This is a genomic window from Micromonospora lacuserhaii (genome assembly GCF_036902735.1).
GTDB lineage: Bacteria > Actinomycetota > Actinomycetes > Mycobacteriales > Micromonosporaceae > Micromonospora.
Genome location: NZ_JBAKHO010000002.1, coordinates 98001 through 123630, shown reverse-complemented (window position 1 = coordinate 123630; position 25630 = coordinate 98001). Strand labels below are relative to the sequence as shown.

At 75.4% G+C, this 25630-nt stretch carries 24 protein-coding genes and 1 pseudogene; 11 read left to right on the top strand and 14 right to left on the bottom strand.

Translation table 11 applies throughout. The annotated features are described in order from the left end of the window. Nucleotides 1-94: 94 nt before the first annotated feature. Both V6U81_RS01920 and V6U81_RS01915 read right to left on the bottom strand, forming a co-directional pair. Nucleotides 95-1123 carry a sensor histidine kinase gene (locus V6U81_RS01920; protein ID WP_334483433.1) on the bottom strand — a complete coding sequence of 343 codons (1029 nt, stop codon included), beginning with the start codon at nt 1121-1123 and terminating at the stop codon, nt 95-97. Further along, the gene (locus V6U81_RS01915; protein ID WP_334483431.1) at nt 1116-1811 is read right to left on the bottom strand and encodes a response regulator transcription factor; all 696 of its coding nucleotides are present in this window, start codon (nt 1809-1811) and stop codon (nt 1116-1118) included. The genes V6U81_RS01920 and V6U81_RS01915 overlap by 8 nt, the downstream gene beginning before the upstream one ends. Before the next feature lie 130 nt (nt 1812-1941). Here V6U81_RS01915 and V6U81_RS01910 point away from each other — a divergent pair, with 130 nt between their 5' ends. Then, a complete protein-coding gene (locus tag V6U81_RS01910; RefSeq protein WP_334483428.1) occupies nt 1942-2271 on the top strand; it encodes a hypothetical protein in 330 nt (109 codons plus the stop codon). A 17-nt stretch (nt 2272-2288) separates the two neighbouring features. On the opposite strand, the gene V6U81_RS01905 is transcribed toward V6U81_RS01910, so the two are convergent. The 7 genes from V6U81_RS01905 to V6U81_RS01875 are packed head-to-tail and all read right to left on the bottom strand — an operon-like array spanning nt 2289 to nt 8018. Further along, nucleotides 2289-3026, bottom strand: a complete 738-nt coding sequence (locus V6U81_RS01905) for a RibD family protein (protein WP_334483425.1) — start codon at nt 3024-3026, stop codon at nt 2289-2291. Nucleotide 3027: 1 nt separating this feature from the next. Then, complete coding sequence (locus V6U81_RS01900) at nt 3028-3684, bottom strand: GTP cyclohydrolase II (protein WP_334483422.1); 657 nt, start codon at nt 3682-3684, stop codon at nt 3028-3030. 12 nt (nt 3685-3696) lie between these two features. After that, on the bottom strand, nt 3697-4782 hold the full coding sequence (locus V6U81_RS01895) for a lysylphosphatidylglycerol synthase domain-containing protein (RefSeq protein WP_420883951.1): 1086 nt from the start codon (nt 4780-4782) through the stop codon (nt 3697-3699). Beyond that, nucleotides 4779-5600: a class I SAM-dependent methyltransferase gene (locus V6U81_RS01890; protein WP_334483420.1), complete on the bottom strand. Its 822-nt coding sequence runs from the start codon at nt 5598-5600 to the stop codon at nt 4779-4781. The genes V6U81_RS01895 and V6U81_RS01890 overlap by 4 nt, the downstream gene beginning before the upstream one ends. Beyond that, complete coding sequence (locus V6U81_RS01885; RefSeq protein WP_334483417.1) at nt 5597-6631, bottom strand: glycosyltransferase family 4 protein; 1035 nt, start codon at nt 6629-6631, stop codon at nt 5597-5599. Before V6U81_RS01885 ends, V6U81_RS01890 begins: the two co-directional genes overlap by 4 nt. Before the next feature lie 3 nt (nt 6632-6634). Further along, a complete protein-coding gene (locus tag V6U81_RS01880; protein ID WP_334483414.1) occupies nt 6635-7033 on the bottom strand; it encodes a 6-pyruvoyl trahydropterin synthase family protein in 399 nt (132 codons plus the stop codon). 4 nt (nt 7034-7037) lie between these two features. Continuing rightward, nucleotides 7038-8018 (bottom strand): zinc-dependent alcohol dehydrogenase, encoded by a 981-nt coding sequence (locus V6U81_RS01875; RefSeq protein WP_334483411.1) that lies wholly within the window; start codon nt 8016-8018, stop codon nt 7038-7040. Nucleotides 8019-8127: 109 nt separating this feature from the next. On the opposite strand from V6U81_RS01875, the pseudogene V6U81_RS01865 reads away from it, so the two are divergent. Next, nucleotides 8128-10735: pseudogene (locus tag V6U81_RS01865) on the top strand (CDP-alcohol phosphatidyltransferase family protein). A 57-nt stretch (nt 10736-10792) separates the two neighbouring features. Here the strand turns inward: V6U81_RS01865 and V6U81_RS01860 are convergent. From V6U81_RS01860 to V6U81_RS01845, 4 genes are all read right to left on the bottom strand, one after another. Further along, nucleotides 10793-11938: an FUSC family protein gene (locus tag V6U81_RS01860; RefSeq protein ID WP_334483408.1), complete on the bottom strand. Its 1146-nt coding sequence runs from the start codon at nt 11936-11938 to the stop codon at nt 10793-10795. A 164-nt stretch (nt 11939-12102) separates the two neighbouring features. Next, nucleotides 12103-12906, bottom strand: coding sequence for an ABC transporter ATP-binding protein (locus V6U81_RS01855; protein WP_334483404.1), 804 nt, complete (start codon nt 12904-12906; stop codon nt 12103-12105). A gap of 9 nt (nt 12907-12915) precedes the next feature. Then, nucleotides 12916-13938 (bottom strand): FecCD family ABC transporter permease, encoded by a 1023-nt coding sequence (locus tag V6U81_RS01850; protein ID WP_334483401.1) that lies wholly within the window; start codon nt 13936-13938, stop codon nt 12916-12918. Beyond that, nucleotides 13935-14978, bottom strand: coding sequence for a FecCD family ABC transporter permease (locus tag V6U81_RS01845; protein ID WP_477463155.1), 1044 nt, complete (start codon nt 14976-14978; stop codon nt 13935-13937). The genes V6U81_RS01850 and V6U81_RS01845 overlap by 4 nt, the downstream gene beginning before the upstream one ends. A 106-nt stretch (nt 14979-15084) precedes the next feature. Here V6U81_RS01845 and V6U81_RS01840 point away from each other — a divergent pair, with 106 nt between their 5' ends. Genes V6U81_RS01840 through V6U81_RS01815 form a run of 6 tightly spaced genes read left to right on the top strand, consistent with a single transcriptional unit; the run spans nt 15085 to nt 22146 of the window. Next, nucleotides 15085-16116 (top strand): ABC transporter substrate-binding protein, encoded by a 1032-nt coding sequence (locus V6U81_RS01840; protein WP_334483398.1) that lies wholly within the window; start codon nt 15085-15087, stop codon nt 16114-16116. Next, nucleotides 16113-16955, top strand: coding sequence for a siderophore-interacting protein (locus V6U81_RS01835; RefSeq protein WP_334483395.1), 843 nt, complete (start codon nt 16113-16115; stop codon nt 16953-16955). Before V6U81_RS01840 ends, V6U81_RS01835 begins: the two co-directional genes overlap by 4 nt. 35 nt (nt 16956-16990) lie before the next feature. Next, nucleotides 16991-18499: a pyridoxal phosphate-dependent decarboxylase family protein gene (locus V6U81_RS01830; protein WP_334483392.1), complete on the top strand. Its 1509-nt coding sequence runs from the start codon at nt 16991-16993 to the stop codon at nt 18497-18499. A 15-nt stretch (nt 18500-18514) separates the two neighbouring features. Next, a complete protein-coding gene (locus tag V6U81_RS01825) occupies nt 18515-19804 on the top strand; it encodes a lysine N(6)-hydroxylase/L-ornithine N(5)-oxygenase family protein (RefSeq protein WP_334483389.1) in 1290 nt (429 codons plus the stop codon). A 2-nt stretch (nt 19805-19806) separates the two neighbouring features. After that, complete coding sequence (locus tag V6U81_RS01820) at nt 19807-20358, top strand: GNAT family N-acetyltransferase (RefSeq protein WP_420883955.1); 552 nt, start codon at nt 19807-19809, stop codon at nt 20356-20358. Next, a complete protein-coding gene (locus V6U81_RS01815; RefSeq protein WP_334483383.1) occupies nt 20359-22146 on the top strand; it encodes an IucA/IucC family protein in 1788 nt (595 codons plus the stop codon). It abuts the gene before it with no gap. Nucleotides 22147-22177: 31 nt separating this feature from the next. On the opposite strand, the gene V6U81_RS01810 is transcribed toward V6U81_RS01815, so the two are convergent. After that, nucleotides 22178-22489 carry a hypothetical protein gene (locus tag V6U81_RS01810; protein ID WP_334483380.1) on the bottom strand — a complete coding sequence of 104 codons (312 nt, stop codon included), beginning with the start codon at nt 22487-22489 and terminating at the stop codon, nt 22178-22180. 258 nt (nt 22490-22747) lie between these two features. On the opposite strand from V6U81_RS01810, the gene V6U81_RS01805 reads away from it, so the two are divergent. The 3 genes from V6U81_RS01805 to V6U81_RS01795 all read left to right on the top strand — a co-directional run bounded on the left by V6U81_RS01805 (nt 22748) and on the right by V6U81_RS01795 (nt 25617). Then, entirely contained in the window at nt 22748-23203 is a 456-nt protein-coding gene (locus V6U81_RS01805) for a DUF4383 domain-containing protein (RefSeq protein WP_334483377.1), read from the top strand. Nucleotides 23204-23315: 112 nt separating this feature from the next. Next, nucleotides 23316-23867 (top strand): PadR family transcriptional regulator, encoded by a 552-nt coding sequence (locus tag V6U81_RS01800; RefSeq protein WP_334483374.1) that lies wholly within the window; start codon nt 23316-23318, stop codon nt 23865-23867. Between the two features lie 28 nt (nt 23868-23895). Continuing rightward, a complete protein-coding gene (locus V6U81_RS01795) occupies nt 23896-25617 on the top strand; it encodes an acyl-CoA dehydrogenase family protein (protein WP_334483371.1) in 1722 nt (573 codons plus the stop codon). The last annotated feature ends 13 nt before the right edge of the window (nt 25618-25630 follow it).

Below are 25630 nucleotides of genomic sequence, written 5' to 3'. Positions count from 1 at the left end.
TGCCTGGGTGCCCGGCCGGGCCGGCAATGGGCCCTGGACCTGCCCGACCGCGGCACCGACGTCGGGCGGAGCGGTCGCCGCGGCCACTGGGGATTCAGGCGTGGGCCAGCGGTAACCGGACCACGAACCGGCAACCGCCGGTGACGTTGCGGACCTCGACCCGGCCGCCGTGCGCCTCGACCAGGCCGTGCACGATCGCCAGGCCCAGCCCGCCGGAGCCCTCGATCCCGCCGTTGCCCGGTCGCGGCGTGCGGGCCGGCTCGCCCCGGAACGCCACGTCGAACAGCCGGGGCAGGTCACCCTCCGGGATGCCGCCGCAGGTGTCCGCGACGGCCAACCAGGCGTCGTCACCGTCCCGGCCGCCGTCCACCCGGACCGTGCCGTCGTCCGGGGTGTAGCGGACGGCGTTGAGCAGCAAATTCCCCACCACCCGGGCCAGCTCCGGCTCGCTGGCGGTGACCGTCGGCCAGCCCGACTCGGCGGCGACCAGCCGGATCCGGCGGGCCGCGGCGAGCGGCGCGGTGCCGGCCAGCGCGTCGGAGACCACGTCGCCCAGCGGTACGGCCGACAGCGACAGCCGCAGCGCCCCGGCGTTGATCCGGGACAGCTCGAACAGGTCGTCGACCAGCCGGGTCATTCGGTCGGTCTCCACCCTGATCCGCCGGTGGTACTCGTGGACCGTGGCCCGGTCGGCGACCACCCGGTCCTCCAGCGCCTCGGCCATCGCCCGCAGCCCGGCCAGCGGGGTGCGCAGGTCGTGCGACACCCAGGCGACCAGGTCCCGGCGTCCCTTCTCGATCCGCCGCTCCCGCTCCCGGGCCTGGTCGGCCCAGACCGCCGCGGCAGCGAGCCGGCGCCCGAAGAGCCAGCCGACGGCGAGGCTGACCACCGCCGCCGCCGAGACGGTGATCAGCACGACCTCCAGGTCGTGCGGGGAGAGGAACATCGCCTCGGCGATCACCGCGACGCCGGCGACCACCGCGGCCACCGTCATCGCCAGCAGCAGGAAGATGTGCACGGTGATCGACCGGCCGCGCAGCAGCCGCAGCGCGCCGGCACCGAGCAGGCCGACGATGCCGGCCGCCCCGAGCGCCGCACCGAAGATCAGGGCGAGGTCAGCCATCGGCCGGCTCGTACCGGTAGCCGACGCCCCAGACCGTGACGATCCGGCGCGGGTCGGCCGGGTCCGTCTCGACCTTCTCCCGCAGCCGTCGCACGTGGACCGTGACGGTCGACTGGTCGCCGAAGCGCCAGCCCCAGACCCGCTCCAGCAGCTCGGCCCGGCGGAACGCCCGCGCCGGATGCCGCATCAGGTGCGCCAGCAGGTCGAACTCACGCAGGGTGAGGGCCAGCTCCCGGCCGTGCAGCCGGGCCACCCGGGGGCCGGTCTCCACGGTGAGGCCACCGTCGGTCAGCACCTCCGGCGTCGCGCCCGGCGGCTCGCCGCCGGCCCGGCGCAGCACCGAGCGGACCCGCAGCACCAGCTCGCGGGGGGAGAAGGGCTTGCTGAGGTAGTCGTCCGCGCCCAGTTGCAGGCCGAGGATCCGGTCGGCCTCGTCGCCCCGCGCGGTCAACATCACGATGGGTACGCCGTCCGGCCGCTCCCGCAGCCGTCGGCACACCTCCAACCCGTCCAACACCGGCAGCATCAGGTCCAGCACCACCAGCTGCGGCGGCGCGGCGGCCACGGCGGCGAGCGCGGCGGCGCCGTCCCCGACGTGGTCCACCTGGTAACCGGCGTGCTCCAGGTAGCGGCACACCACGTCGCTCACCGTCCGGTCGTCGTCGACGACCAGGACCCGTTGCGCCACCGGCATACCTCCCCTTCGTGCCGGCCAGCGTAGTCGCGGCCCGACCCGACGGCGGTACGCGGAAACCTTGCGATGTCCTTACGACTGCGGGCTCGCCTCGGGTACCCGGGCACGGGCTTACCGTTGGAGGATGAGCATCGACGAGGACTGGGTGCCCGCGCAGTGCACCCTGCCGACGGAGGCCCGGCCGCTGCGGGTCGTCGAGTTCGACGACCTCTTCGCCAGCGCGCTGCACGGCCAGCGCCGGCTGGCCCCGACCCGGCTGCGCTGGGAGTTCGACCCCGCGGCCGAGCGAACCGTCCGGGACCTGGTCGACCGGGAGACCGCCTGCTGCGGGTTCTTCACCTTCACGGTGGTACCGCTCGGCGCGTCACTGCGGGTCGACGTCGAGGTGCCGGACGCCCGGACGGACGTCCTGGACGCGCTCGCCTCGCGGGCCGGCCGAGGGCTGCCGGCCTGAGCGCCGCGAACGCCCGATCAGCCGTCGGCGCAGCGCTCCGAGAGGGCGTAACGCATCAGGACGACGTCGCCGATCTGCCGGACCTCGGCCAGCCGGGCCCGCCGCCCCGGGTGCCAGGGGAAGGCGCCGTCACCGACGAACCGGGGCGCCCGCCGGTCCCCGACGAAGAACGGGGCGACCACCAGGTGCAGCTCGTCGGCGAGCCCGGCGGTGAGGAACCGCGCATGCACCATGCCGCCGCCCTCCACCATCAACCGCCCCACCCCGCGGCCGGCCAGGTCCGCCAGCAGCCGTTGAAGGTCCAGCGGGTCGCCGGCGTCCACCACCGTGGCGAGCCCGTCGAGCAGCGCGGTGGTCCTCTCCGCCGCCGGGGTCGCGCAGTACACGATCTTCTCGGCGTCGCCGACGGTGAAGAAGCGGGCGGTCGGGTCCAACTCGCCCCGGGCGGTCAGCGTCACCTTCACCGGCGAGGACGGCAGCCCGGCCGCCTCGCGGGCCGCGCGCAACCGCTCCGCGCGGATCACCAACCGCGGGTCGTCCCGGCGGACCGTGCCGGCGCCGACCAGGATCGCGTCGCAGCCGGCCCGGACCCCGTCGATCCGCTCCAGATCCTCCGCGTTGGACAGCATCAGCCGCTGCTCGGTGGCGTCGTCGATGTAGCCGTCGATCGAGGTGGCGCAGCTGAGCAGCACGTACGGCCGGGCCACCGGGGTGGCCACCCGCGGGACCGCCGCCGCGGCCGGTAGGACGTCCATCTCAGGTCAGCGACGGCAGGTCGGCGGTCCGGGCGGTCGCCCGGCTGGCCTTGGCCGCCAGATAGTCGCCGTTGGCCGGGGAGAGGTACACCCCGGTCGGCACCACCTCGGCGACGTCCACCCCGAGCCGGTCCAACTGCTCCGCCTTCTCCGGGTTGTTGCTGAGCAGCGCGAGCCGGCCCACCCCGAGCACCGCGAGCATCTGCGCGGCGGCCCGGTAGTCCCGCTCGTCCTCACCGTGCCCCAGCGCCACGTTCGCCTCGTAGGTGTCCAGCCCCGCGTCCTGCAGCGCGTACGCGTCGAGCTTCGGGTAGAGGCCGATGCCGCGCCCCTCCTGCCGCAGGTAGAGCAGGAAACCACCGGCGGCGGCGATGCGTTCCACCGCCTCCCGAAGCTGCGGGCCGCAGTCGCAGCGCTGGCTGCCGAAGACGTCCCCGGTCAGGCACTCGCTGTGCGGGCGGACCAGCGGCGCCGCCCCGCCCGCCGCGTGCCGGTCCAGCGCCCCCGACCAGTCGCCCAACCCGAACGCCAGGTGCTCCCGGCCGTCCACCAGCCCGTCGAAGGTGAAGACCCGGGCCGTCGTGGCGTACCCGTCGGGAAAGCGGAGGGGGACCGTGACCTGGGTGCGGACCGTCGCGACCGGCAGTGCTTCGTACATGTGTCTCCTCCGTCAGGCGCTGCCGGCCAACCCGGCAGCGGAAACCGCGGCAGACCCACCGGGCTTCACCGTACGGCCCGTCGAGCCCCCGCGCAGCCGGGAGGGACGGGCGCGTACGAGCAGCACGGCGGCCCCGGGGAGCGCGGCGACCAGCACCAGTGCCCCGTACACCAGCGCGGTGGACACCCCCTGCGCGGCGCCCAGGCCGGCGGCGCCGAACGCCCACGCCGCCACCCCCTCGCGCGGCCCGAAGCCACCGACGTTGGCCGGCAGCCCCATCGCCAGCAGCGCCAGCAGGGTCAGCGGCAGCAGCCGGCCCAGCGGGGCGGTGGCGCCGGCGACCCGGGCCGCCAGCACGAAGGTGGCCAGGTGACCGGCGACCACCACCACCGAGGCGGCCAGCACCCCCGGCGCGGTCCGCCGGCCGAGCAGGCCGGCCCGGACGTCGGCGGCGGCGGCCCGCAGCGCCCGCGCCCGCCGGGACGGCCCGGACCGGGGCAGTGCCCGCAGCAGCACGACGAGCGCCACGGCGGCGACCACCGTCAGCACGGTCGCCGCCGGCAGGTACGGCCGCACCGGCGACGGCAGGGCCAGCAGCAGCCCGACCGCCAGGGCCGCCTGCACCACCTGCCCGGCGGTGCGTTCCCAGACCACCGCCCGGATGCCCCGGCCGACGTCACCGGAGTCCCGCCCGTGCCGGACCGCCCGGTGCACGTCGCCGAGCACCCCGCCGGGCAACGTGGCGTTGAGGAAGACCGCCCGGTAGCAGTCGGCCACCGCGGCGCCCAGCGGCAGCCGCACCCCGAGCCCTTCGGCGACCAGCCGCCAGCGCCAGGCGCAGCAGACCGTGGTGAGCGCCCCGAGCGCCAGCGCCGCCGCGACGGCGGGAGCGTCGATGCGGCGCAGCCCGGCCAGCACCGGTCCGGTGCCCAGCCACCACAGCAGACCGGCGACCAGCGCGGCCCCGCCGAGGTTGCTCACCCAGCCCCAGGCCGGACGCGCGGACGCGGGGGACGGTTCGCCGACAGCCTCTGGCACCTGGGCCTCCTGAAGAAGATCGTCATCTCCCTCCACGTACCGGCGGCCCGGGCGGTTCATTCCGCGCCGGCGAGCAGGTCGTCGTGCCCGACGGTCACCGTCAGCTCGCCCGCCGCCGCCTGCGCGCTCCGCCGCCGGCCGTACTCCGCCGCCCGGTCGGCCAACTCGGGACGCTGCTCGACGGCGGCGTCGAGCCAGCCCGCGAACCACTCCGCGGCCAGCGCGGCCCGCGCCGGGCCGAGCCGCCACGGGCTGGGCCGCACCGTCACGTCGACCCCGTGCCGGGCGAACGCCGCCACGGTCGCCGCGGCGGCGTCCGGCCCGAGCAGGGTGCGGCCGTCGACGGTACGCCGCTGGTGGTCGTCGAACGCGGCGGCGACCTCGGCGTCCAGCGGGTCGGCGGGGTCGACCGTCACCCGGCCGACCACCGAGAGCACGAACAGCGTCGGGCAGCCGGCGCCCGCGCAGGCCGCCACGATCCGGTCGATCTCCTCGGCGGTCAGCATGTCCAGCAGCGCGGACGCGGTCACCAGGCCCGCCCCGGCCAGGTCGGCGGCGGTCAGCCGGGTGATGTCCGCCTGCCGGGTCGACAGCTCGACCGGGGAGCCGTCGGCGGCCCGCGGCGGCTCGGCACGGGCCCGGTCCAGCAGCCCCGGGTCCCGGTCGTACAGGATCCAGTGCTGCGGGCCGGGCAGCCGCGGGGCCAGCCAGCGGGCCATCGACCCGGTGCCGCTGCCCAGGTCGTGCACGACCAGCGGCCGGTCGCCGGTGAGCCGGTCGCGGAGCCGGTCGACCAGTTCCCCGGCGCGGGCGTCGGCGTCGGCGGGTTCCCGCAGCCGCAGCCAGTCGGCGAACGGGTCCGTCGCGTACGTGCTCATAACCTCACTCCATCCAGGACGTCGGCGATGGTCGCGCAGGTGGCCGCCCAGCCCGGCAGGGTGCGGCGGCGCCCGGCCGCCGCCCGGCGCAGCCGCCGCCGCAGCCCGGGGTCGGCGAGCCAACGACGCAGCGCCCCAGTGAGCGCGGCCGGGTCGTCCGCTCCGACGAGCAGGCCCGGCAGCTCGCCGTCGGGCGCCCGGCCGAGCGCCCCGGGCAGCCCGCCGACCGCGGTGGCCAGCACCGGGATGCCGCGGGCGAGGGCCTCGGTGACCACCATCCCGTACGTCTCGGCGTGCGAGGCGAGGACCAGCAGGTCGGCACCGGCGTACGCGCTGTCCAGCGCGGCCCCGGTGCGCGGGCCGACCAGCCGTACCCGGTCGGTCAGGCCCAGCTCGTCGACCTGCCGGCGCAGCCCGGCGACGAAGGCCGGGTCCCGGGTGAGCGCGCCGACGCAGTCCAGCGTCCAGGCCCGGTCGGCGACTCCGGCCAGGGCCCGGACCAGCACGTCGTGCCCCTTGAGCGGGGTGACCGCCGCGACGCAGAGCAGCCGGGTGCCCTCGGCCGTCCCGACGGCCGGCGGGGCCGGGTCCACGCCCGGTTCCGCGACGCGTACCCGGTCGGGGTCCAGCCGGTGGTGCTCGCGCAGCCGGTCCCGGGTCCATCCGCTGGTGGCGACGACCGCGGTGGCGCAGGCCAGCGCGGCGGCCTCGGTGGCGTCGGCCAGCGGCAGGTGCACCAGGACGACCAGCCGCAGCCGCCGGGCGTGCGCGGCCAGCACCTCCGGCACGACCGAGGCGACCAGCCCGTCCAGCAGCACCACCGTGCGGTCGGGCAGCGCCGCGAGCACCCCGGCCAGCCGCGTCCGCGCCGGCCCGTCCGGGTGCGGCCACTCCCCGGGTACGCCGTGCTCGCGCACCGTCCACCCGACGCCGGCGAGCCCGTCGCAGACCCGGCGGTCGTAGCTGTTGCCGCCGCTCGGGGTGGCCGGGTCGTCGATGTCGCCGGGCAGGACGACGTGCACCACCGGCACGGTCTACAGTGCCCGCTCGTAGCTGGCCCAGGCGATGTGCGACTCGTGCAGCGTCACGGTGATCCCGGTCAGCTCCCGGGCGCCCGCGCCGAGGCCGCCGGCGTGCACCCGTTCGGCCAGCCGGTCCGCGATCGTCCGGCAGAGCACCTCGGTGGTGGTGTTCTGCCCGGCGAATGCCGGCTCGTCGTCCAGGTTGCGGTAGGTCAGCGCGCCGAGCACGGACTTCAGCTCGTCGGTGGCCCGGCCGATGTCCACCACGATGCCGTCGGCGTCCAGGTCGGCCCGGCGGAACGTCGCGTCCACCACGAACGTCGCCCCGTGCAGCTTCTGCGCCGGCCCGAAGACCTCGCCCCGGAAGCTGTGGGCGATCATGATGTGGTCCCGTACGGTCACGCTGAACACGGCGTCACTCCCCGTCGTAGCTGATCAGGTGGCACAGCGCGGGGAGGCTCCCCGCGGCGAGTCGGTCGAGCACGTCGGGCAGCTCGGCGAAGTGGGAGCCGCCGGTGAGCAGCGTGTCGAAGACCGGGTCGGCGAGCAGCTCCAGGGCGAGCGCCAGCCGGTCGGCGTAGCTGCGGCGGGCCGCCCGGGCGGGGGAGACCGTGCCGACCTGGCTGCCCCGGATGGTCAACCGGCCGGAGTGGAACGAGCCGCCCAGCGCCAGCCGGACCTCCCGGTCGCCGTACCAGCTCAGCTCGACCACGGTGCCCTCCGGCGCGAGCAGCTCCAGCGACCGCTGCAACCCGGCGCCGGTGGCGCTGGCGTGCACCACCAGGTCCCGTCCGCCGGCCGCCTCGTCGGGCCGGGCGAACCCGACGCCCAGCGCCGCGGCCACCTCGGCCCGGGTCGGGTCGGCGTCGACCAGCTCGACGCGGACGCCCGGGAACCGGGCCAGCAGGGCGGCCACCGCGCAGCCGACCATGCCGCCGCCGACCACGCTCACCCGGTCGCCGACCAGCGGCGCGGCGTCCCAGAGCGCGTTCACCGCGGTCTCCACCGTGCCGGCCAGCACGGCCCGGGCCGCCGGCACGCCGTCCGGCACCGGCGTCACCGCGACGGCGGGCACGACGTACGCGGTCTGGTGCGGGTACAGGCAGAAGACGGTCCGCCCGCGCAGCGCAGCCGGCCCGGCCTCGACCACGCCGACGTTGAGGTAGCCGTACTTGACCGGGCCCGGGAAGTCGCCCTCCTGGAACGGGGCGCGCATCGCCGCGTACTGGCTGCGGGGCACCCCGCCGGTGAAGACCAGCGTTTCGGTGCCCCGGCTGACGCCGGAGTGCAGGGTACGCACCAGGACCTCGTCGGGGCCGGGCTCGGGTAGCGTCACCGCGCGGATCTCGCCCACCCCGGGGGAGCGGAGCCAGAAGGCGCGGGCGTCGCGGGTCACGCGGGTCTCTTTTCGTCGCGCTGGGGAACATCTGGCGGTGGAACCGAACCGAACGGCCGCCGGCTCCGTGTTCTCTGTCGAGGCCGTCGATCATAAACACGGAGGCAGGGTGTCCAGGGTTCGAACGGGTCCGGTGGTCGGCCTGACCGCCCAGATCGTCCTGCTGGCCGGGCTGGCCGCGACCGTGGGGCTCGACGCCGCCGGCTGGCTGGCCGGCGGGGCGTACGGCCTGGTGGTCGCCGTCGCGCTGGAGCGCGGCCTGCGCCGGCGCGGCGCGGACCGGCTGGGCCCGGCGGACCGGGTGACGCTCACCCGGGCCGTCCTGGTCGGCGGGGTGACCGCGCTGGTGGCGACCGCCCTGGGCGGGGCGGCGCCGCTGGCCGTGCTGGTGCCGCTGGCGGCGGTGGCGCTCGCCCTGGACGCGGTGGACGGCTGGGTGGCCCGGCGCACCGGGACCGCCAGTGCGCTCGGGGCCCGTTTCGACATGGAGGTCGACGCCTTCCTCATCCTGGTGCTCAGCGTGCACGTGGCGCCGTCCACCGGCGGCTGGGTGCTCGCCATCGGCATGATGCGGTACGCCTACGTCGCCGCCGGCTGGGTGCTGCCCTGGCTGCGGGGCACGTTGCCGCCGCGCTACTGGCGCAAGGTGGTCGCCGCCGCGCAGGGGGTGCTGCTGCTGGCCGTCGCCGCGGACGTGCTGCCCCGGGCGGTGGCCGCGGTGGTGGCGGCGGTCGCGCTGGCGCTGCTGGTCGAGTCGTTCGGCCACGACGTCGGCTGGCTCTGGTGGCACCGTCCGATCCGGACCGGCCCGGCGATTCCCACGCCGGCCCGGCCGGCGGCCCGCCGGCTGGCGTCGGTCCCGGCCCGCCGGCACGACGACCGGGCCGACCGGCCGCTCGCCGCGCACCAGCCCGTCTGAGCGGTACCGTCCGGCCGCCCCCGCCGCCGGAACCTCCCGAGGAAGGGACATCGCAGTGTCAGTGCTGTCGCGCCTGCGCCGCCGAGCGGCGGTCCCACCCGACGCCCCGGACCCGGCCGTGCCCGCCGCCGAGGACGCCGGGCCGGGGCAGAGCGTGGCCGGCGGTCGGCTGCGTACTGTCGCGGCGACGGTGACCACCGCCCTGGCCGGCCTGCTGGTGCTCGTCGTGCTGGCCGCGCCCGACCGGTACGACCAGCTGCACCCGGTCGCGTTCCTCCGGCTCCCGCTGGAGGGGCTGGTCGCCGCGGCCGTGCTGCTGGCGCTGCGGGGCCGGGCACGGCGGGCCGCGGCGCTGCTGGTCGGGGTGGCGATCGGCCTGCTGGCCGTCGTCAAGCTGCTCGACGTGGGGATGTCGGCCAGCCTGGCCCGGCCGTTCGACCTGGTGATCGACTGGGTGCTGCTGGACGACGCGTACAGCTTCGTCATCGACGCGGTCGGCCGGGCCGGCGCGGTCGGCGCGTCGGTGACGCTGGTGGCTCTGGTCGTCGCGCTGCTGGCGCTCACCACCCGGTCGGTGCTGCGGCTGACCCGGGTGGCGGCCCCACACGACCGCGCGGCGTCGCGGGTGGTCGCGGCGCTCACCGCGCTCTGGGTCGTCGGCGCGGCGCTCGGGGTGCCGGCCGCCGACTCCTCGACGTCCGCGCTGGTCCGGCAGCACGTCGGCGCGGTCGGGGCCGGGTTGCGCGACGCCGACGCCTTCGCCGCCGAGGTGTCCACCGACGCCTTCCGGGACGCCCCGGGCGGCCAGCTGCTCACCGCGCTGCGCGGCAAGGACGTGGTGCTGGCGTTCGTGGAGAGCTACGGCCGGGACGCCGTCGAGGACCCGGAGTTCGCGCCGCAGGTCGGCGCGGTGCTGGACGGCGGCACCCGCCGGCTGGCCGCCGCCGGCTTCGCCGCCCGCAGCGGCTTCCTCACCTCGCCGACGGCGGGCGGGGGGAGCTGGCTGGCCCACGACACTCTGCTCTCCGGGCTGTGGATCGACAACCAGCAGCGCCACCGCAGCCTGCTGGCCAGTGACCGGCTCACCCTCAACGGGGCGTTCCGGCGGGCCGGCTGGCAGACCGTGGGGGTGATGCCCGCGGCGACGCAGCCGTGGCCGGAGGGGGCGTTCTTCGGCTACGACCGCTACCACGACGCGGCCGGGCTGGGCTACCGCGGCCCGAGGTTCAGCTACGCGCCGATGCCGGACCAGTACACCCTGGCCACGTTCCAGCGCCGGGAGCGCGCGACCCCGGGCCACGCCCCGCTGATGGCGGAGATCCCGCTGATCTCCAGCCACTCGCCGTGGGCGGCGATTCCCCGGATGCTCGACTGGGACCGGGTCGGCGACGGCTCGATCTACCGGCAGCCGACCTCGGTGGCGGCGAACCCGAAGGACGTGGTGGGGCGCAGCACCGGCCAGGTGCGCGAGGGCTACCGCCGGTCGATCGAGTACTCGCTGAACAGCCTGATCTCCTACGTGGAAACGTACGGCGACGACGACCTGGTGCTGGTCTTCCTCGGTGACCACCAACCCGCCCCGGTGGTGACCGGTGAGAACGCCAGCCGGGACGTGCCGGTGACCATCGTCGCCCGGGATCCGGCGGTGCTGGCCCGGGTGGACGGTTGGGGCTGGCAGGAGGGGTTGCGGCCGGGCCCGGGGGCGCCGGTCTGGCGGATGGACGGCTTCCGGGACCGGTTCCTCACCGCGTTCGGCCCGCAGCCGCCCGCCCCGGCCGCCGCGCCCGCGCACGACTGACCCGGGGGTGCCGCGCGACGATCTCGACCCAGGCCGGCACCGTGGCGGACGGCCCGGTCACGCGGACGAGGGGACCGGCCGCGACGCGGACGAGGAGCGGTCCGGGAGGCCGCACGCCTCGTCCACCCGGCCGAGCACGGCGCCGTCGTCGACCCCGACCCCGCGCATCAGGTCGATGGCGGTGGCCCGGATCTGGCCGACGATCATCACCACCGGCAGCGGCGGGTCGCGGCGCAGCAGGCCGGCGGCGATCCGGACGGCCTCCATCGCCGCCGCGTCGGCCCGTTCGGCGTACCGGGTCGCGTCCTCGCTGCCCCGCAGGTCGGTGGAGAGGGCGTCGGCGGCGGCGCGGACGGCGTCGCGCAGCGCCCGGATCGCGTCGCCCAGTTCCGTCGGCGTGCCGGTGCGCAGCCGGGTCAGGGTCACTGCGTTGCGGGCCAGTACCCGGATGTTGCGGACGGCGTAGTCGAGCTGCCGGCAGGTCGCCTCGACCTCCTCGATCTGGCCGAGGTGGCGACGTTTGCGGACCCGCAGCCGCAGCGACTCGCCGCAGGCCTCCACCGCGGTCCGCAGTTCGTCCACGCAGCCGTCCAGCTCCCGGGCCCGGTCCAGCGCGGCGTCGGCGGCCGCCTCGTCGCCGCCGGCGAGCGCCTCGTCGAGCCGGCCGAGCAGGTCGGCCAGGTCGGCGAAGGTCTGCCGGGCCTGCGCCACCAGGGGGGCGAGCGGGTCGCGGGCGACCATCAGCTGGCTGGCGGCCAGGGCCACCGCGCCGCCGATCAGCGCGTCGACGAACCGGAACGGCAGCATGGTGCCCTTGGGGGCGGCGACCGCGACCAGGTAGAGCGCGGAGATCGCGGCCTGGATGGTCAGCGTGCTGCTCGCCCCCAGGGCCAGCATCACCCCGATGGTGAGCAGCAGCACGAGGAAGACCGTGCCGGTGCCCGGTTCGAGGGACTGCACCGCCAGGTCGGCGGCGAGGATCCCGGCGGCGACCCCGAGGACCATCTCGAGGGTCTGTCGGAGCCGTTTCCCGCGTGTCTCGCCGAGCACGATCAGCGCGGCGCTCGGTGCGAAGAACGGGTCGGGGTGGCCGATGACCTGTGCGGCGATGATCCAGGCCAGGGTCGCGGCGGCCGCCGCCTCCAGGGCCGGGACGGCGCCGCGCCGCAGCCGGTCGGCTGCCGGCCGCATCCTGTCTCGCACGTGCCGCTGCCTCCGTGGTCGGTCCGGTCCACACCGGATGGATCTCTCCGGTGTCGACCGGTCCGGAGGAGGCCAATACCCGGACCGGCCGGGCCGGTAAACCCCCAGCTCGGCAATCCGACCGGAGTGGATCGACAGGCCCGGGGGCGGCCCATCGAGGGTGCTCAGCGTCGCCCGGGCACGGCGGCGGCGGGGACCACCAACGGGGTGCCGGTCACCGGGTCCGCCACGATCCGGCAGTCCAGCCCGAACACGTCCCGGACGAGGTCGGCGGTGACCACCGCCCGGGGATCGCCCTCGGCCACCACCCGGCCGTCGCGCAGGGCGATCAGGTGGGTGGCGTACCGGGCCGCGTGGTGCAGGTCGTGCAGGACCGCGACCAGGGTGCGGCCCTGTTCGGCGTGCAGCCGGGCGCAGAGGTCGAGCACCTCGACCTGGTGGGCGACGTCCAGCCAGGTGGTCGGCTCGTCGAGCAGCAGCAGCGGGGTCTCCTGGGCCAGCGCCATGGCGATCCAGACCCGTTGCCGCTGGCCGCCGGAGAGCTGGTCGACCGGCCGGTCGGCGAGGTCGGCCACTCCGGTGGCGGCCATCGACTCGGCGACCACCCGTTCGTCGGCCGGGGACCACTGCCGCAGCAGCCCCTGGTGCGGGTAGCGGCCCCGGGCCACCAGGTCGGCCACGGTGATCCCGTCCGGCGCCACCGCGGTCTGCGGCAGCAGGCCGAGGGTACGGGCCACCACCCGGGAGGGCAGGGTGTGGATGTCCCGCCCGTCCAGCAGCACCGTCCCCGCCCTCGGCCGCAGCGTCCGGGCCAGCGCGCGCAGCAGGGTGGACTTGCCGCACGCGTTGGGTCCGATCACCACGGTGAAGGACCGGTCCGGTACGGCGACCGTCAAGGCCTCGGCGACGACCCGCCGCTCGTACGCCAGGGTCAGCCGGTCCCCGCGCAACCGTGCCTCCGTCGACATCGGACCTCCTCAGTTCCGTCCCGCCCGCCGCGCGGCGAGCAACCACACCAGGTACGCCCCGCCGAACACGCCGGTGACCACCCCGACCGGCAGTTGGCGGTCGGCGAACGCCCGCTGCGCCAGCAGGTCGGCGGCGAGCAGCAGCACCGCGCCGGTGAGCGCCGAGGTCACCAGGTTCGGGCCGGGCGCCCGGGTGAGCCGGCGGGCCAGGTGCGGCGCGACGAGCGCGACGAACGACACCGGGCCGGCGGCGGCCGCGGCGGCGGAGGCGAGCAGCGCCGCCGCGCCGAGCAGCGCCTGGCGTACCCGGTCGACGGGCACGCCCAGCGCGGTGGCGGTGTCGTCGCCGAGTTCGACGGCGGTCAGCGCCCGGGCCCGGCCGAGCAGCACCGGGCCCAGCGCCGCCAGCGCCAGCAGCAGGGGCCCGGCCTGCTGCCAGCCGCGCCCGTCGAGGCTGCCGGTGAGCCAGAGCACCGCCCGGGCGGCGTCCATCAGCGGCGCCCGGGTGAGCAGCCAGCCGTTGACCCCGGTGAGCACGGCCGAGACGCCGATGCCGACCAGGATCAGCCGGTGGCCGGTGAGCCCGCGGGCGCCGGTGACGGCGCGGATCAGCAGGCCGGCGGCGGTGCCGCCGGCCAGCGCGGCGGCGGAGAGCGCCAGGCTGCCGCCGCCGGTGACCACCACGACCAGCGCGCCGGTCGCCGCGCCCTGGGTGATGCCGAGCACGTCGGGGCTGCCCAGCGGGTTGCGCAGCAGCGTCTGGACGACCGCGCCGGAGAGCGCCAGGGCGGCGCCCGCGGCCAGCGCGGTGACCAGCCGGGGCAGCCGCAGTTCCCCGACGATGAACTCTTCCGCCGGGCTGCCGCGCCCGGCCAGGGTGCGCAGCACGTCGGCGGGGCTCATCGGGTAGTCGCCGCCGCCGACAGCGAGCACGCCGAGCGCGACCGCCAGCAGTGCGGCTGCGGTGCCGACCACCAGCGGGCGGGCGCGCCACCGCAGCGAGTGGCCGGCCCGGGTGCGCAGCACCGTCATGGTCGGGCCACCAGCCGCAGGAAGAACGGCCCGCCGAGCACCGCGGTGACCAGTCCGACCTGGAGTTCGCCGGGTCGGCCCAGCACCCGGCCGGCGACGTCGGCGCCGAGCAGCAGGGTGGGTGCGAAGACCGCGCAGCCGGGCAGCAGCCAGCGCAGGTCGGGTCCGGTGAGCGCGCGGACCAGGTGCGGCACCAGCAGTCCGACGAAGACGATCGGCCCGCATGCGGCGGTGGCGGCGCCGCAGAGCAGCGTGACGGCGACCACGGCCGCGGCCCGGACCAGCGCAGGCCGGGCGCCGAGCGCCCGGGCCGCGTCGTCGCCGAGGGCCAGCGCGTTGAGCGGGCGCGCGGCGGCCAGGCCGACGACCAGGCCGGCCAGCACGAAGGGCGCCACGGTACGCGCGGTGGTGAACTCGGCGCCGGCCAGCGAGCCGACCGTCCAGAACCGCAGCCGGTCGAGCGAGGCCGCGTCGAGCAGCATCACCGCGCTGACGTACGAGTAGAGCACCGCGTTGAGCGCCGCGCCGGCCAGCGCCAGCCGTTCCGGGGTGGCCCGGCGTCCACCGGCGACGGCGTGCACGCCCATGGTGACCAGCACCGCGCCGAGCAGGGCGTACCAGATCCAGCCGCCGGTGGTGTCGACGCCGAGCAGCGCGGTGGCGGTGGCGACCGCGGCGGACGCGCCGGCGTTGACGCCGAGCAGGCCCGGGTCGGCCAGCGGGTTGCGGGTGAGGGTCTGCATGAGCGCCCCGGCGACCCCGAGGGCGGCGCCGGCGAGCAGGCCGAGCAGCGTGCGGGGCAGCCGCATCCGGTACACCACCGGGTGGTCGGGGGAGGCGGCGGAGATCAGGCCGTGCCACGCCTCGGTGGGGGAGAGGTGTCTCGCGCCGATCGCGACGCTGAGCACGGTGACGGCGAGGAGCAGCAGCAGGCCGGCGGCGAGGCCGGCGGCCCGTACGCCGGATCGGCCGCCCCGGCTCGGTGGCGGGGCGGACGGCGGCGCGACGGCCGTGGCGGTGACGGACAGTGTCGGCTCCACTCTGGGCAGAAACGGCGCGGGTGTTCTTGACTCGAAGTTAGGTTAGGTTAACCTAACTTTGCCGTCTCGGGCCAACCTGGTCCGGGCATGATCGAAAGACGTCACCATGCCTGCTTCCGCCTCCGCCCACCGTCTCTCCCGCCGGGGCCTGCTCGCCGCCGGTGGGGGCACCGCCCTGGCCGCGCTCCTCGCCGGCTGCGGCGGCTCCTCCGACGTTAAGGGCAGCGCCAAGGGGCCGGCCGGCCCGTGGACGTTCACCGACGACCGCAACCGGAAGGTCGAGACGCCGGCGGTGCCGACCCGGGTCGTCGCCTTCGCCGGGGTCGCCGCCGCGCTGATCGATTTCGGCCTGGACGCCCAACTGGTCGGCGTCTTCGGGGAGACCACCCGCGGCGACGGCTCGGCCCACCCGCAGGCCGGCGACCTCGACGTGGACCGGGTGACCGTGCTCGGCAACGTGTGGGGCGAGTTCAACCTGGAGAAGTACGCCGCACTCCGCCCGGAGCTGCTGGTCACCCACATGTACGACCCCGACGCCCTCTGGTACGTGCCCGACGAGAGCCGCGACAAGATCCTGGCGCTGGCGCCCACCGCGGTGGTCACCACCGCCCGCGTGCCGATGACCCGACCGATCGCCCGCTACGCCGAGCTGGCCGCCGCCCTCGGCGCGGACCTGACCGCGAAGAAGGTCACCGACGCCCGGGCCCGCTTCGAGGCCGCCGCCGAGTCGGTCCGCCAGGCGGTGCGGGCGAACCCCGGCATCCGGGTGCTCGCCGCCTCCGGCAGCCCCGACCTGTTCTATGTCTCCAACCCGAAGGTCAGCACCGACCTGATGTACTTCGCCGAACTGGGCGTCGATGTCGTGGTACCGAACAAGCTCTCCGGCGGCGACTACTTCGAGAGCCTCAGCTGGGAGAACGCCGGCAAGTTCCCGGCCGACCTGATCCTGCTCGACAACCGCTCCACCGCGTTGCAGCCCAAGGACCTCGCCGGCAAGCCCACCTGGCGGGAGCTGCCCGCCGTCCGGGCCGGCCAGGTCATCGGCTGGGACGCCGTGCCCCGCTTCTCGTACGCCGGGGCGGCGCCGCTGCTGGAGAACCTGGCCACCGCCATCCGGTCCGCCCGGCGGCTGGGGTGACCACCGCCGCGGCCCCGGCCGCCCTGCGCTACCGCTTCCACCGGGCGCGGGTACGCCACACCCGACGGGTCGGCGCCTCGCTGATCCGGGTCACCTTCGACGGCGACGAGCTGGCCGGCTTCGCCGGCGGCGGGCGGGACCAGAGCGTCTCGCTCTTCCTGCCCCACCCCGGCCAGCTCGCGCCCGTCGTCCCGCTCGACTTCGACGACGACTGGTACGCCCGCTGGCGGGCCCTCGACCCGGCGGTGCGCGCGGTGATGCGGTCGTACACGATCAGTGCCCAGCGGCCGGAGGCGACCGAGGTGGACGTCGACTTCGTCCACCATGGCGACACCGGGCCCGCCTCACGTTGGGCCGCCCGGGCCCGCCCCGGCGACCGGGTCGCGCTGCTCGGGCCGGCGGTGCCCGACGAGCGGGGCGTCCGCTTCCAGCCGCCGCCCGGCACCGACCACGTGCTGCTCGTCGCCGACGAGACGGCGCTGCCCGCCGCCGCCGGGATCCTGGCCTGGCTGCCCCCGGGCACCCGGGTCCGGTGCTGGATCGAGGTCCCCGACGCCGGCGACATCCGGGAGCTGCCCACCACGGCCGACGCCGAGGTGTGCTGGCTGGTGCGGGGGAGCACCCTGCCCGGCAGCGGCCTGCTGGTGGCCGCGATCCGCGCCGCCCGGCTTCCCACCGGCACCCCGTACACCTGGATCGCCGGGGAGGCCGCGACCGTGCGGTCGGTCCGAAGGCACCTGGTCGCCGAGCGCGGACTGGACCGGCGGCGGATCACCTTCGCCGGCTACTGGCGGCGCGGCGTCTCGGAGGAGCAGTTGCGCGCCGAGGCGTCCCGGTGACCCCGCCCGCCGTCCCGGTCAGGAAAGGACCTGCCATGACCCGTCCGGGGCAGAGCACCGACCCGGCCCCGCTGCTCACCGGCGGCACCGTCGCCGGATACCGGGCGGCGGTCGCCGCCGGCGTCGACCGGGTGGCCCGCCGGGTCGCCGAGGCGGACCGGCCCTTCACCGGGGTGTCGCCGGCCGCGCTGGCGCCCCTGGTCGACCGGATCGACCTGGACCGGCCGCTGCGCGACACCACCGCCGCCCTCGACGAGCTGGACGAGGTCTGGCTGCGCGACGCGGTCTGGTTCCACCACCCCCGCTACCTCGCCCACCTCAACTGCCCGGTGCTGGTGCCGGCGCTGCTCGGTGAGGCGCTGTTGAGCGCCGTCAACCCGTCCCTGGACACCTGGGACCAGAGCGCCGGCGCGACGCTGATCGAACGGCGACTGATCGAGTGGACCGCCGGCCGGATCGGGTACGGGCCGACGGCCGACGGGGTGTTCACCAGCGGCGGCACCCAGTCCAACCTGCACGCCCTGCTGCTCGCTCGGGAGGAGGCGCTGCTCACCGGCGACGACACCGCCCACCGGCCGGCGGAGGAGTCGGGCCGCACCGCGCTGCTGCCCCGGCTGCGCGTGCTCACCTCGGCGGCGGCCCACTTCAGCGTCCGCAAGGCGGCCCTGCTGCTCGGCCTGCCCGCCGACGCCGTGGTCACCGTCGACGCCGACGCCGGCCGGCGGATGCGACCGGCCGCGCTGGCGGCCGAACTCGCCCGCTGCGCGCGCGCCGGGCTGCCCGTGATGGCGGTCGTCGCCACCGCCGGCACCACCGACCTCGGCGCCATCGACCCGCTCGACGCGATCGCCGACGTCTGCGCGGCGGCCGGGGTCCGGCTGCACGTCGACGCCGCGTACGGCTGCGGGCTGCTGGTGTCGCCGACCCGCCGGCACCTGCTCGCCGGCATCGGACGGGCCGACTCGGTCACCGTCGACTACCACAAGTCGTTCTTCCAGCCGGTCAGCTCCAGCGCCCTGGTGGTCCGGGACGGTCGGGTGCTGCGGCACGCCACCTGGCACGCCGACTACCTCAACCCGGCGCGGGCCGCCGCTCAGGGAATCCCCAACCAGGTCGACAAGAGCCTGCAGACCACCCGGCGCTTCGACGCGCTGAAGCTCTGGCTGACCCTGCGGATCGCCGGCCCGGACGCGGTCGGCGCGCTCTTCGACCGGGTCGTGGACACCGCCGCCGACGCGTGGCGGCTGCTCGCCGCCGACCCCCGGTTCGAGGTGCTCCCCGCCTCCGCGCTCTCCACCGTCGTCTTCCGTTGGCGGCCGGCCGACCCCGAGCTGGCCGACGAGGCAAACCGGTACGCCCGCGACGCCCTCGCCGCGTCCGGCGAGGCCCTGGTCGCCGGCACCACGGTGGACGGCCGGCAGTTCCTCAAGCTCACCCTGCTCAACCCGGCCACCACCGTCGAGGACGTGGCCCGGGTGCGCGACCTGCTCGCCGCCCACGCGGACGGGTACGCGCCGGCCCGGCCGGCCTGCCCGGTCGGCTGACCAGAGAAGGAGAACATGTCCACCCACGACGTCATCGGCATCGGCCTGGGGCCGTACAACCTGGGGCTGGCCTGCCTGACCGCGCCGCTGCCCGAGCTGGACGCGCTCTTCCTGGAGGCCCGCCCGGAGTTCTCCTGGCACCCCGGGATGCTGCTGGAGTCCACCCGGTTGCAGACGCCGTTCCTGGCCGACCTGGTCACCCTCGCCGACCCCGGTTCGCCGTACTCGTTCCTGCGCTACCTCAAGGAGCGCGGCCGGCTCTACCCGTTCTACATCCGGGAGAGCTTCTTCCCGCTGCGCGCGGAGTACGACGACTACTGCCGCTGGGCCGCCGCCCGCCTCGACAACCTGCGGTTCGGCCACCGGGTCACCGCGGTCGGCTGGGACGAGGCCGCCGGGCACTACCTGGTGCACGCCACCGTGGGCGGGGAACGGGTGACCCATCGGGCCCGGCACCTGGTGCTCGGCACCGGCCTGCCGCCGTACGTGCCGGACGCCTGTGCCGGGCTCGCCGGGGACACGGTGGTGCACACCTCGGCGTACCGGGAGCACCGGGCGGCGGTGCGGGGCCGGCGGCGCGTCACCGTGGTCGGCAGCGGGCAGAGCGCCGCCGAGGTGGTCCGCGACCTGCTCACCGACGGTGATCCGGCCCGGGAGCTGAGCTGGGTGACCCGCTCACCGCGCTTCTTCCCGCTCGAGTACACCAAGCTCACCCTGGAGCTCACCTCACCGGACTACGTGGACCACTTCCACGCCCTGCCCGAGCCGGCCCGCTACCGGCTGGAGGGCGAGCAGGCGCCGCTGTACAAGGGCATCGACGCCGACCTGGTCAACGAGATCCACGACCTGCTCTACGCCCGGTCGGTCGGTGGCCCGGTGCGGGCCCGGCTGCTCGCCGGCACCGAGCTGACCGGTGTGACGCCGGCCGGGGACGGGTCGTACGCGCTGCGGTTGCGCCACCGCGAACAGGGACGGGAGCACACCCTGGCCACCGACGCCCTGGTGCTCGGCACCGGCTACCGCTGGCGCCGGCCGGACTGGCTCGCCGGCGTCGCCGACCGGATCCGGTGGGACGCGCACGGACGCTTCGACGTGGCCCGCAACTACAGCGTCGACCACACCGGCCGGGGCGTCTTCGTGCAGAACGCCGGCACCCACACGCACAGCGTCACCTCACCCGACCTGGGCATGGGGGCGTACCGCAACTCGTGGATCATCCGGGAGCTGCTGGGCCGGGAGGTCTACCCGATCGAGACCCGGATCGCCTTCCAGGAGTTCGGCGTCCCCGCCGGTGCCGGCCGGTGAGGCTGCCGTACACCCGGCGCGACCCGGGACTGGGCGAGTTCGGCCTGCGTACCCTCGCCCCGGAGGCCGACGCCGCGCTGCTGCACCGCTGGGTGACCCACCCCCGGTCGGTGTTCTGGCAGATGGCGGGGGCGGACGTCGCCGCGGTCGCGGCGACCTACCGGGAGATCGCCGCCCACCCGCACCACCACGCCGCCGTCGGCACCTGGCGCGACGCCCCCGCGTTCCTGGTCGAGCGGTACGACCCGGCCCACGTCGAGCTGGCCGGCCGGTACGACCACCGACCCGGCGACGTCGGCATGCACTTCCTCTGCGCACCGCCCGGCACGCCCGTGCACGGCTTCACCCGGGCGGTGCTCACCACCGTGCTGAGCTGGCTCTTCGCCGACCCGGCGACCCGCCGGGTGGTGGTCGAGCCGGACGTGCGCAACAGCGCCGTGCACGCGCTGAACGCCGCCGTCGGTTTCACCGTCGTCGGCACCCTCGCCCTGCCCGGCAAGGACGCGCTGCTCAGCGTCTGCACCCGGGACCGCTTCCTCGCCCAGGAGTGCTGAGTGGATCCCCGCACCGCCGTCGCCCACCTCACCCCCGACGCCTGGGACCACGCCAACCGGTCGCTGGTCCGCAAGGCGCTCGCCGAGTTCGCCCACGAACGCCTGCTCACCCCGCGCCCGGTCGGGCCGGACCGGTACGCCGTCCGCACCGACGACTGCGCCGTCGAGTACCACTTCACCGCCCGCCTGCACGCGCTGGACCACTGGTGGATCGAGCCGGCCGGCATCACCCGGGAGCGCGCCGGCGTGCCGCTGCCGCTCGACGCCCTGGACCTCTGCCTGGAGTTCCGGGACACCCTCGGCCTGAGCGACGAGGTGCTGCCGGTCTACCTGGAGGAGATCACCTCCACCCTGGCCGGCGCGGCGTACAAGGCGGCCCGGCCGCCGGTGAGCGCAAAGGAGCTGGTCGACGCGGACTTCCAGACCGTGGAGACCGCGATGACCGAGGGCCACCCGTGCTTCGTGGCCAACAACGGCCGGCTCGGCCTCGGCCTCGACGAGTACCACCGGTACGCCCCGGAGGCCGGCGAACCGGTCGGGCTGCTCTGGCTCGCCGCACACCGCGACCACTCGATGTTCGCCGCCGGCGCGGGCCTGGACCACGACACCCTGATGCGGGCGGAGCTCGGGGAGGAGACCCTGACCCGGTTCCACGCCACGCTCACCGGGCTCGGCCTCGACCCGGCCGGGTACCACCTGCTGCCGGTGCACCCCTGGCAGTGGTGGAACCGGATCTCGGTCACCTTCGCCGGCGAGCTTGCCCGCCGCCGGCTGGTCTGCCTCGGCCCGGGGCCGGACACGTACCGGGCCCAGCAGTCGGTGCGCACCTTCTTCAACCTGACCGACCCGAGGAGGCACTACGTCAAGACCGCGCTGTCGGTGCTGAACATGGGCTTCCTGCGCGGGCTCTCCACCGCGTACATGGCGGATACCCCGGCGATCAACGACTGGTTGGCCGAGCTGGTCACCGGCGACGAACTGCTCGCCTCGACCGGGGTGACGATCCTGCGCGAGCGGGCCGCGGTCGGCCACCGGCACCGGCAGTACGAGGCGGCCACCGAACCCGGCTCGCCGTACCGGAAGATGCTCGCGGCGCTCTGGCGGGAGAGCCCCCTGGTCGGGCTGCCCCCGGGCCGGCGGCTGGCGACGATGGCCGCGCTGCTGCACACCGACGCGGACGGCCGGTCGTACGCGGCGGTGCTGGTCGCCCGATCCGGCCTCGCGCCCGCGGTGTGGCTACGCCGCTACCTGGACGCCTACCTGATCCCGCTGCTGCACTGCTTCTACGCCCACGACCTGGTCTTCATGCCGCACGGCGAGAACGTGATCCTGGTGCTGCACGACGGCGTCGTGGAGCGGGTCATCCTCAAGGACATCGCCGAGGAGATCGTGGTGCTCGGCCCGGCGGCGGACCTGCCACCGGCGGTGCGCCGGATCCGCGCCGACGTGCCGGCGGAGCTGCGGCTGCTCTCCCTCTTCACGGACGTGCTGGACTGCTTCCTGCGCCACCTCAACGCCGTACTGGTCGAGGCGGGCGTGCTCGACGAGGAGACGTTCTGGCGGGCCGTCGCGGACTGCGCGACCGGCTACGCCGAGCGGGTCCCGCACCTCGCCGACCGGCTCCGCCGCTACGACCTGTTCGCCGCGGAGTTCCCGCTGTCCTGCCTCAACCGGCTCCAGTTGCGCGACAACCGGCAGATGGTGGACCTGGCCGACCCGGTGGGCGCGCTGCGCCTGGTGGGCACGCTGCGCAACCCGCTCGCCCGGTACCGGCCCGGCGGGTGGTGAACCGGCCGGGGGACGCCCGGCCGGGGTCGTCTCAGGCGGCCTCGGCGCGGGAGCGGCGCTGCGGCAGGGTCGACATGGCGTGCGGCTCCTCGTCCCGGCGCTCGGCCTCGGCCTCGGCCTCGGCCTCGGCCTCGGCCTCGGAGAGCGGCGCGGCGCCGGAGGCGACCAGCGCCCGCTCGGCGTTGCGCGCGGCCTGGCAGGGCCACTCCTGGTGGTCGCAGAGCAGGCTGTCGCAGTGCCCGGTCTCGTCCGGCTGGTGGGCCTCGACCACCTCGGCGGCGAGCCGCCACAGGAGCGGGTCGGTCACCCCGGTGGGCGGCTGCGGTCGGTCGTTCTCGGACACGGTCTCCCCCTCTGTTGTCACCTGGGGAAACTCTCCATCCGTGCGGCCCGGTAAACCCCCGGCCGCGTGGCGATCGCCACGTCGTACCGTTCGGCGACGCCCGTTCCGGGGCACGATGACCGGATGACCCCGAATCGGGTGGCGCAGGTGGGCTCGGCGCGTGGTTGATCAAAGGCAGCTGACCAAGTCGCCGTGACGGGTTTGCCGGGATGCGGGCGGGGCATGCCGCCGCCATGGACCTTGACGGAGGTGACTGAGATGGTGAACAGGCCCGGTGGCCGGGCGACCGCCGCGTCGCCCGTACAACGTGCCGCGCAGGCGGCCGGTGTGGTGTTCCTGCTGGTCGGGATCCTCGGTTTCATCCCCGGGATCACCAGCAACTACGACACGATGATGTTCGCGGGGCACGAGTCGGAGGCGAAGCTGCTCGGGCTCTTCCAGGTGTCGGTGCTGCACAACATCGTGCACCTGCTCTACGGCGTCGCCGGGCTCGCGCTCTCCCGCACGGTCTCGGGTGCGCGTACCTACCTGATCGGTGGTGGCGTCATCTACCTGGTGCTCTGGCTCTACGGACTGGTCGTCGGCTACGACAGTGGGGCCAACTTCGTACCGTTCAACAATGCGGACAACTGGCTGCACCTGCTGCTGGGCCTCGGCATGATCGCCCTGGGCGTGGTGCTCACCCGCCGGCCGGCCACCGATCGCCGGCGCTGACCGCGCCTCTGCTCCGTCCCACGACGCCGCGACCTTTCGGTCGCGGCGTCGTGCTGTGATCCACGCCCCTCCCGCCTTGCCTATGCAACTCGTTGCATAGCAGGATGCCGGCATGGCCCTCGAACACGCGATCCTGGTCTCCCTGCTGGAGCGGCCCGCGTCCGGATACGAGCTGGCCCGCCGCTTCGACCGCTCGATCGGCCGCTTCTGGACCGCCACCCACCAGCAGATCTACCGGGTGCTCAAGCGGATGGAGGCCGACGGCTGGGTCACCGCCGAGGAGGTCGGGCAGGACGGCCGGCCCGACAAGCGGTGCTGGTCCGCCGCGCCCGCCGGCCGCGAGGCGCTGGCCGGCTGGCTGCGCGCCCCGGTCCAGCCCGAGGCCGTCCGGCACGAGCTGGCCGTCAAGATCCGCGGCGCCGCCTTCGCCGACCCGGCCGGGCGCGCCGCCCTGATCGCTGAGGTCGAGCGCTACCGCGCCGACCACCGGGCCGTCCTCGCCAGTTACCTGGCCGGCGAGCGCCGCGACTTCCCCGACCCCGCCGACCCGGACGCCCGCGCCGCCCTCCAGCACGTGGTGCTGCGCGGCGGCATCGCGTACGAGCGGATGGTGCTCGACTGGCTCGACGACGTCCTGACCACCCTGCGCGACCTCGACCGCTGACCACCACCCCCGAGGAAGGGACCACCCCATGGCCGGCTCGCCCCTGCTCAACCCCCGCACCTACGACCCCGCCCACCTCGACGCCGAGTCCCGCCGGCTGCTGCGCGCCACCGTCGACTGGTTCGAGGCCCGGGGCAAGAAAACCCTGGTGGACAGCTACAACGACCACTCCTGGTACGGCGACTTCCTGGACTTCGCCGCCAAGGAGGGGCTCTTCGCGGCGTTCTGCACCCCGGCCGCCGAGGGCGGTGACGACCCCGCCAAGCGCTGGGACACCGCCCGCAACGCCGCGCTCAGCGAGGTGCTCGGCTTCTACGGCCTCGGCTACTGGTACACCTGGCAGGTCACCGTCCTCGGCCTCGGACCGGTCTGGCAGAGCGACAACGCCGCCGCCCGGGCGCACGCCGCCGCGCTGCTCGACGAGGGGCACGTGATGGCGTTCGGCCTCTCCGAGCGCAGCCACGGCGCCGACATCTACTCCACCGACATGTTGCTCACCCCGGACGGCGACGGCGGTTTCCGGGCCACCGGCGGCAAGTACTACATCGGCAACGGCAACGTCGCGGGCCTGGTGTCGGTCTTCGGCCGCCGCGCCGACGTCGAGGGACCCGACGGGTACGTCTTCTTCGCCGCCGACAGCCGGCACCCCGCGTACCGGCTGGTGCGCAACGTGGTGAACGCCCAGATGTACGTCAGCGAGTTCCGGCTGGAGGACTACCCGGTGCGCGCCGAGGATGTGCTGCACACCGGGAAGGCCGCCTTCGACGCCGCGCTGAACACGGTCAACGTCGGCAAGTTCAACCTCTGCACCGCCTCCATCGGCATCTGCGAGCACGCCATGTACGAGGCGGTCACCCACGCCCACCAGCGGGTGCTCTACGGCCGGCGGGTCACCGACTTCCCGCACGTACGCCGGGAGCTGACCGACGCGTACGCCCGGCTGGCGGCGATGAAGCTGTTCAGCGACCGGGCGGTGGACTACTTCCGCTCGGCCGGCCCGGACGACCGCCGGTACCTGCTGTTCAACCCGATGACCAAGATGAAGGTGACCACCGAGGGCGAGAAGGTCGTCGACCTGCTCTGGGACGTCATCGCCGCCAAGGGCTTCGAGGCGGACACCTACTTCGACAAGGCGGCCCGGGACATCCGTGGCCTGCCGAAGCTCGAGGGGACCGTGCACGTCAACCTGGCCCTGATCCTGAAGTTCATGGCCAACTACCTGTTCCGTCCGGCCGACTTCCCGCCGGTGCCCACCCGGCACGATCCGGCCGACGACGAGTTCCTGTTCCGGCAGGGCCCGGCCCGCGGCCTCGGCGCGATCCGCTTCCACGACTGGCGGGCCGCGTACGACGCGCACGCCCAGGTGCCGAACGTGGCCCGGTTCCGGGAGCAGGCCGACGGTCTCTGCGCCCTGCTCGCCGCGCACGCCCCGACCGAGGACCAGCAGCGCGACCTGGACTTCCTGCTCGCCCTCGGTCAGCTCTTCGCGCTGGTCGTCTACGGCCAGCTGATCCTGGAGCAGGCCGAGCTGACCGGCCTCGACGCCGACCTGCTCGACGAGATCTTCGACGTGCTGGTCCGCGACTTCTCCGGCCACGCCACCGAGCTGCACGGCAAGCCGACCGCCACCGAGGAGCAGGCCGCCTGGGCGCTCACCCAGGTCCGCCGGCCGGTCGCCGACCCGGAGCGCACTGCCAGGGTCTGGGCCCAGGTCGAGGCGCTCTCCGGCGCGTACGAGATGAACCCCTGACCCCAACGCCCCC

What these genes read in the sequence shown, in the direction of transcription:
- V6U81_RS01800 (WP_334483374.1), top strand. Translation starts at nt 23,316, where the DNA reads ATGGCCCTCGAACACGCGATCCTGGTCTCCCTGCTGGAGCGGCCCGCG.
- V6U81_RS01830 (WP_334483392.1), top strand. Translation starts at nt 16,991, where the DNA reads ATGACCCGTCCGGGGCAGAGCACCGACCCGGCCCCGCTGCTCACCGGC.
- V6U81_RS01850 (WP_334483401.1), bottom strand. Translation starts at nt 13,938, where the DNA reads ATGACGGTGCTGCGCACCCGGGCCGGCCACTCGCTGCGGTGGCGCGCC.
- V6U81_RS01905 (WP_334483425.1), bottom strand. Translation starts at nt 3,026, where the DNA reads ATGGACGTCCTACCGGCCGCGGCGGCGGTCCCGCGGGTGGCCACCCCG.
- V6U81_RS01890 (WP_334483420.1), bottom strand. Translation starts at nt 5,600, where the DNA reads ATGAGCACGTACGCGACGGACCCGTTCGCCGACTGGCTGCGGCTGCGG.
- V6U81_RS01805 (WP_334483377.1), top strand. Translation starts at nt 22,748, where the DNA reads ATGGTGAACAGGCCCGGTGGCCGGGCGACCGCCGCGTCGCCCGTACAA.
- V6U81_RS01840 (WP_334483398.1), top strand. Translation starts at nt 15,085, where the DNA reads ATGCCTGCTTCCGCCTCCGCCCACCGTCTCTCCCGCCGGGGCCTGCTC.
- V6U81_RS01855 (WP_334483404.1), bottom strand. Translation starts at nt 12,906, where the DNA reads ATGTCGACGGAGGCACGGTTGCGCGGGGACCGGCTGACCCTGGCGTAC.
- V6U81_RS01825 (WP_334483389.1), top strand. Translation starts at nt 18,515, where the DNA reads ATGTCCACCCACGACGTCATCGGCATCGGCCTGGGGCCGTACAACCTG.
- V6U81_RS01910 (WP_334483428.1), top strand. Translation starts at nt 1,942, where the DNA reads ATGAGCATCGACGAGGACTGGGTGCCCGCGCAGTGCACCCTGCCGACG.
- V6U81_RS01795 (WP_334483371.1), top strand. Translation starts at nt 23,896, where the DNA reads ATGGCCGGCTCGCCCCTGCTCAACCCCCGCACCTACGACCCCGCCCAC.
- V6U81_RS01920 (WP_334483433.1), bottom strand. Translation starts at nt 1,123, where the DNA reads ATGGCTGACCTCGCCCTGATCTTCGGTGCGGCGCTCGGGGCGGCCGGC.
- V6U81_RS01900 (WP_334483422.1), bottom strand. Translation starts at nt 3,684, where the DNA reads ATGTACGAAGCACTGCCGGTCGCGACGGTCCGCACCCAGGTCACGGTC.
- V6U81_RS01895 (WP_420883951.1), bottom strand. Translation starts at nt 4,782, where the DNA reads ATGAACCGCCCGGGCCGCCGGTACGTGGAGGGAGATGACGATCTTCTT.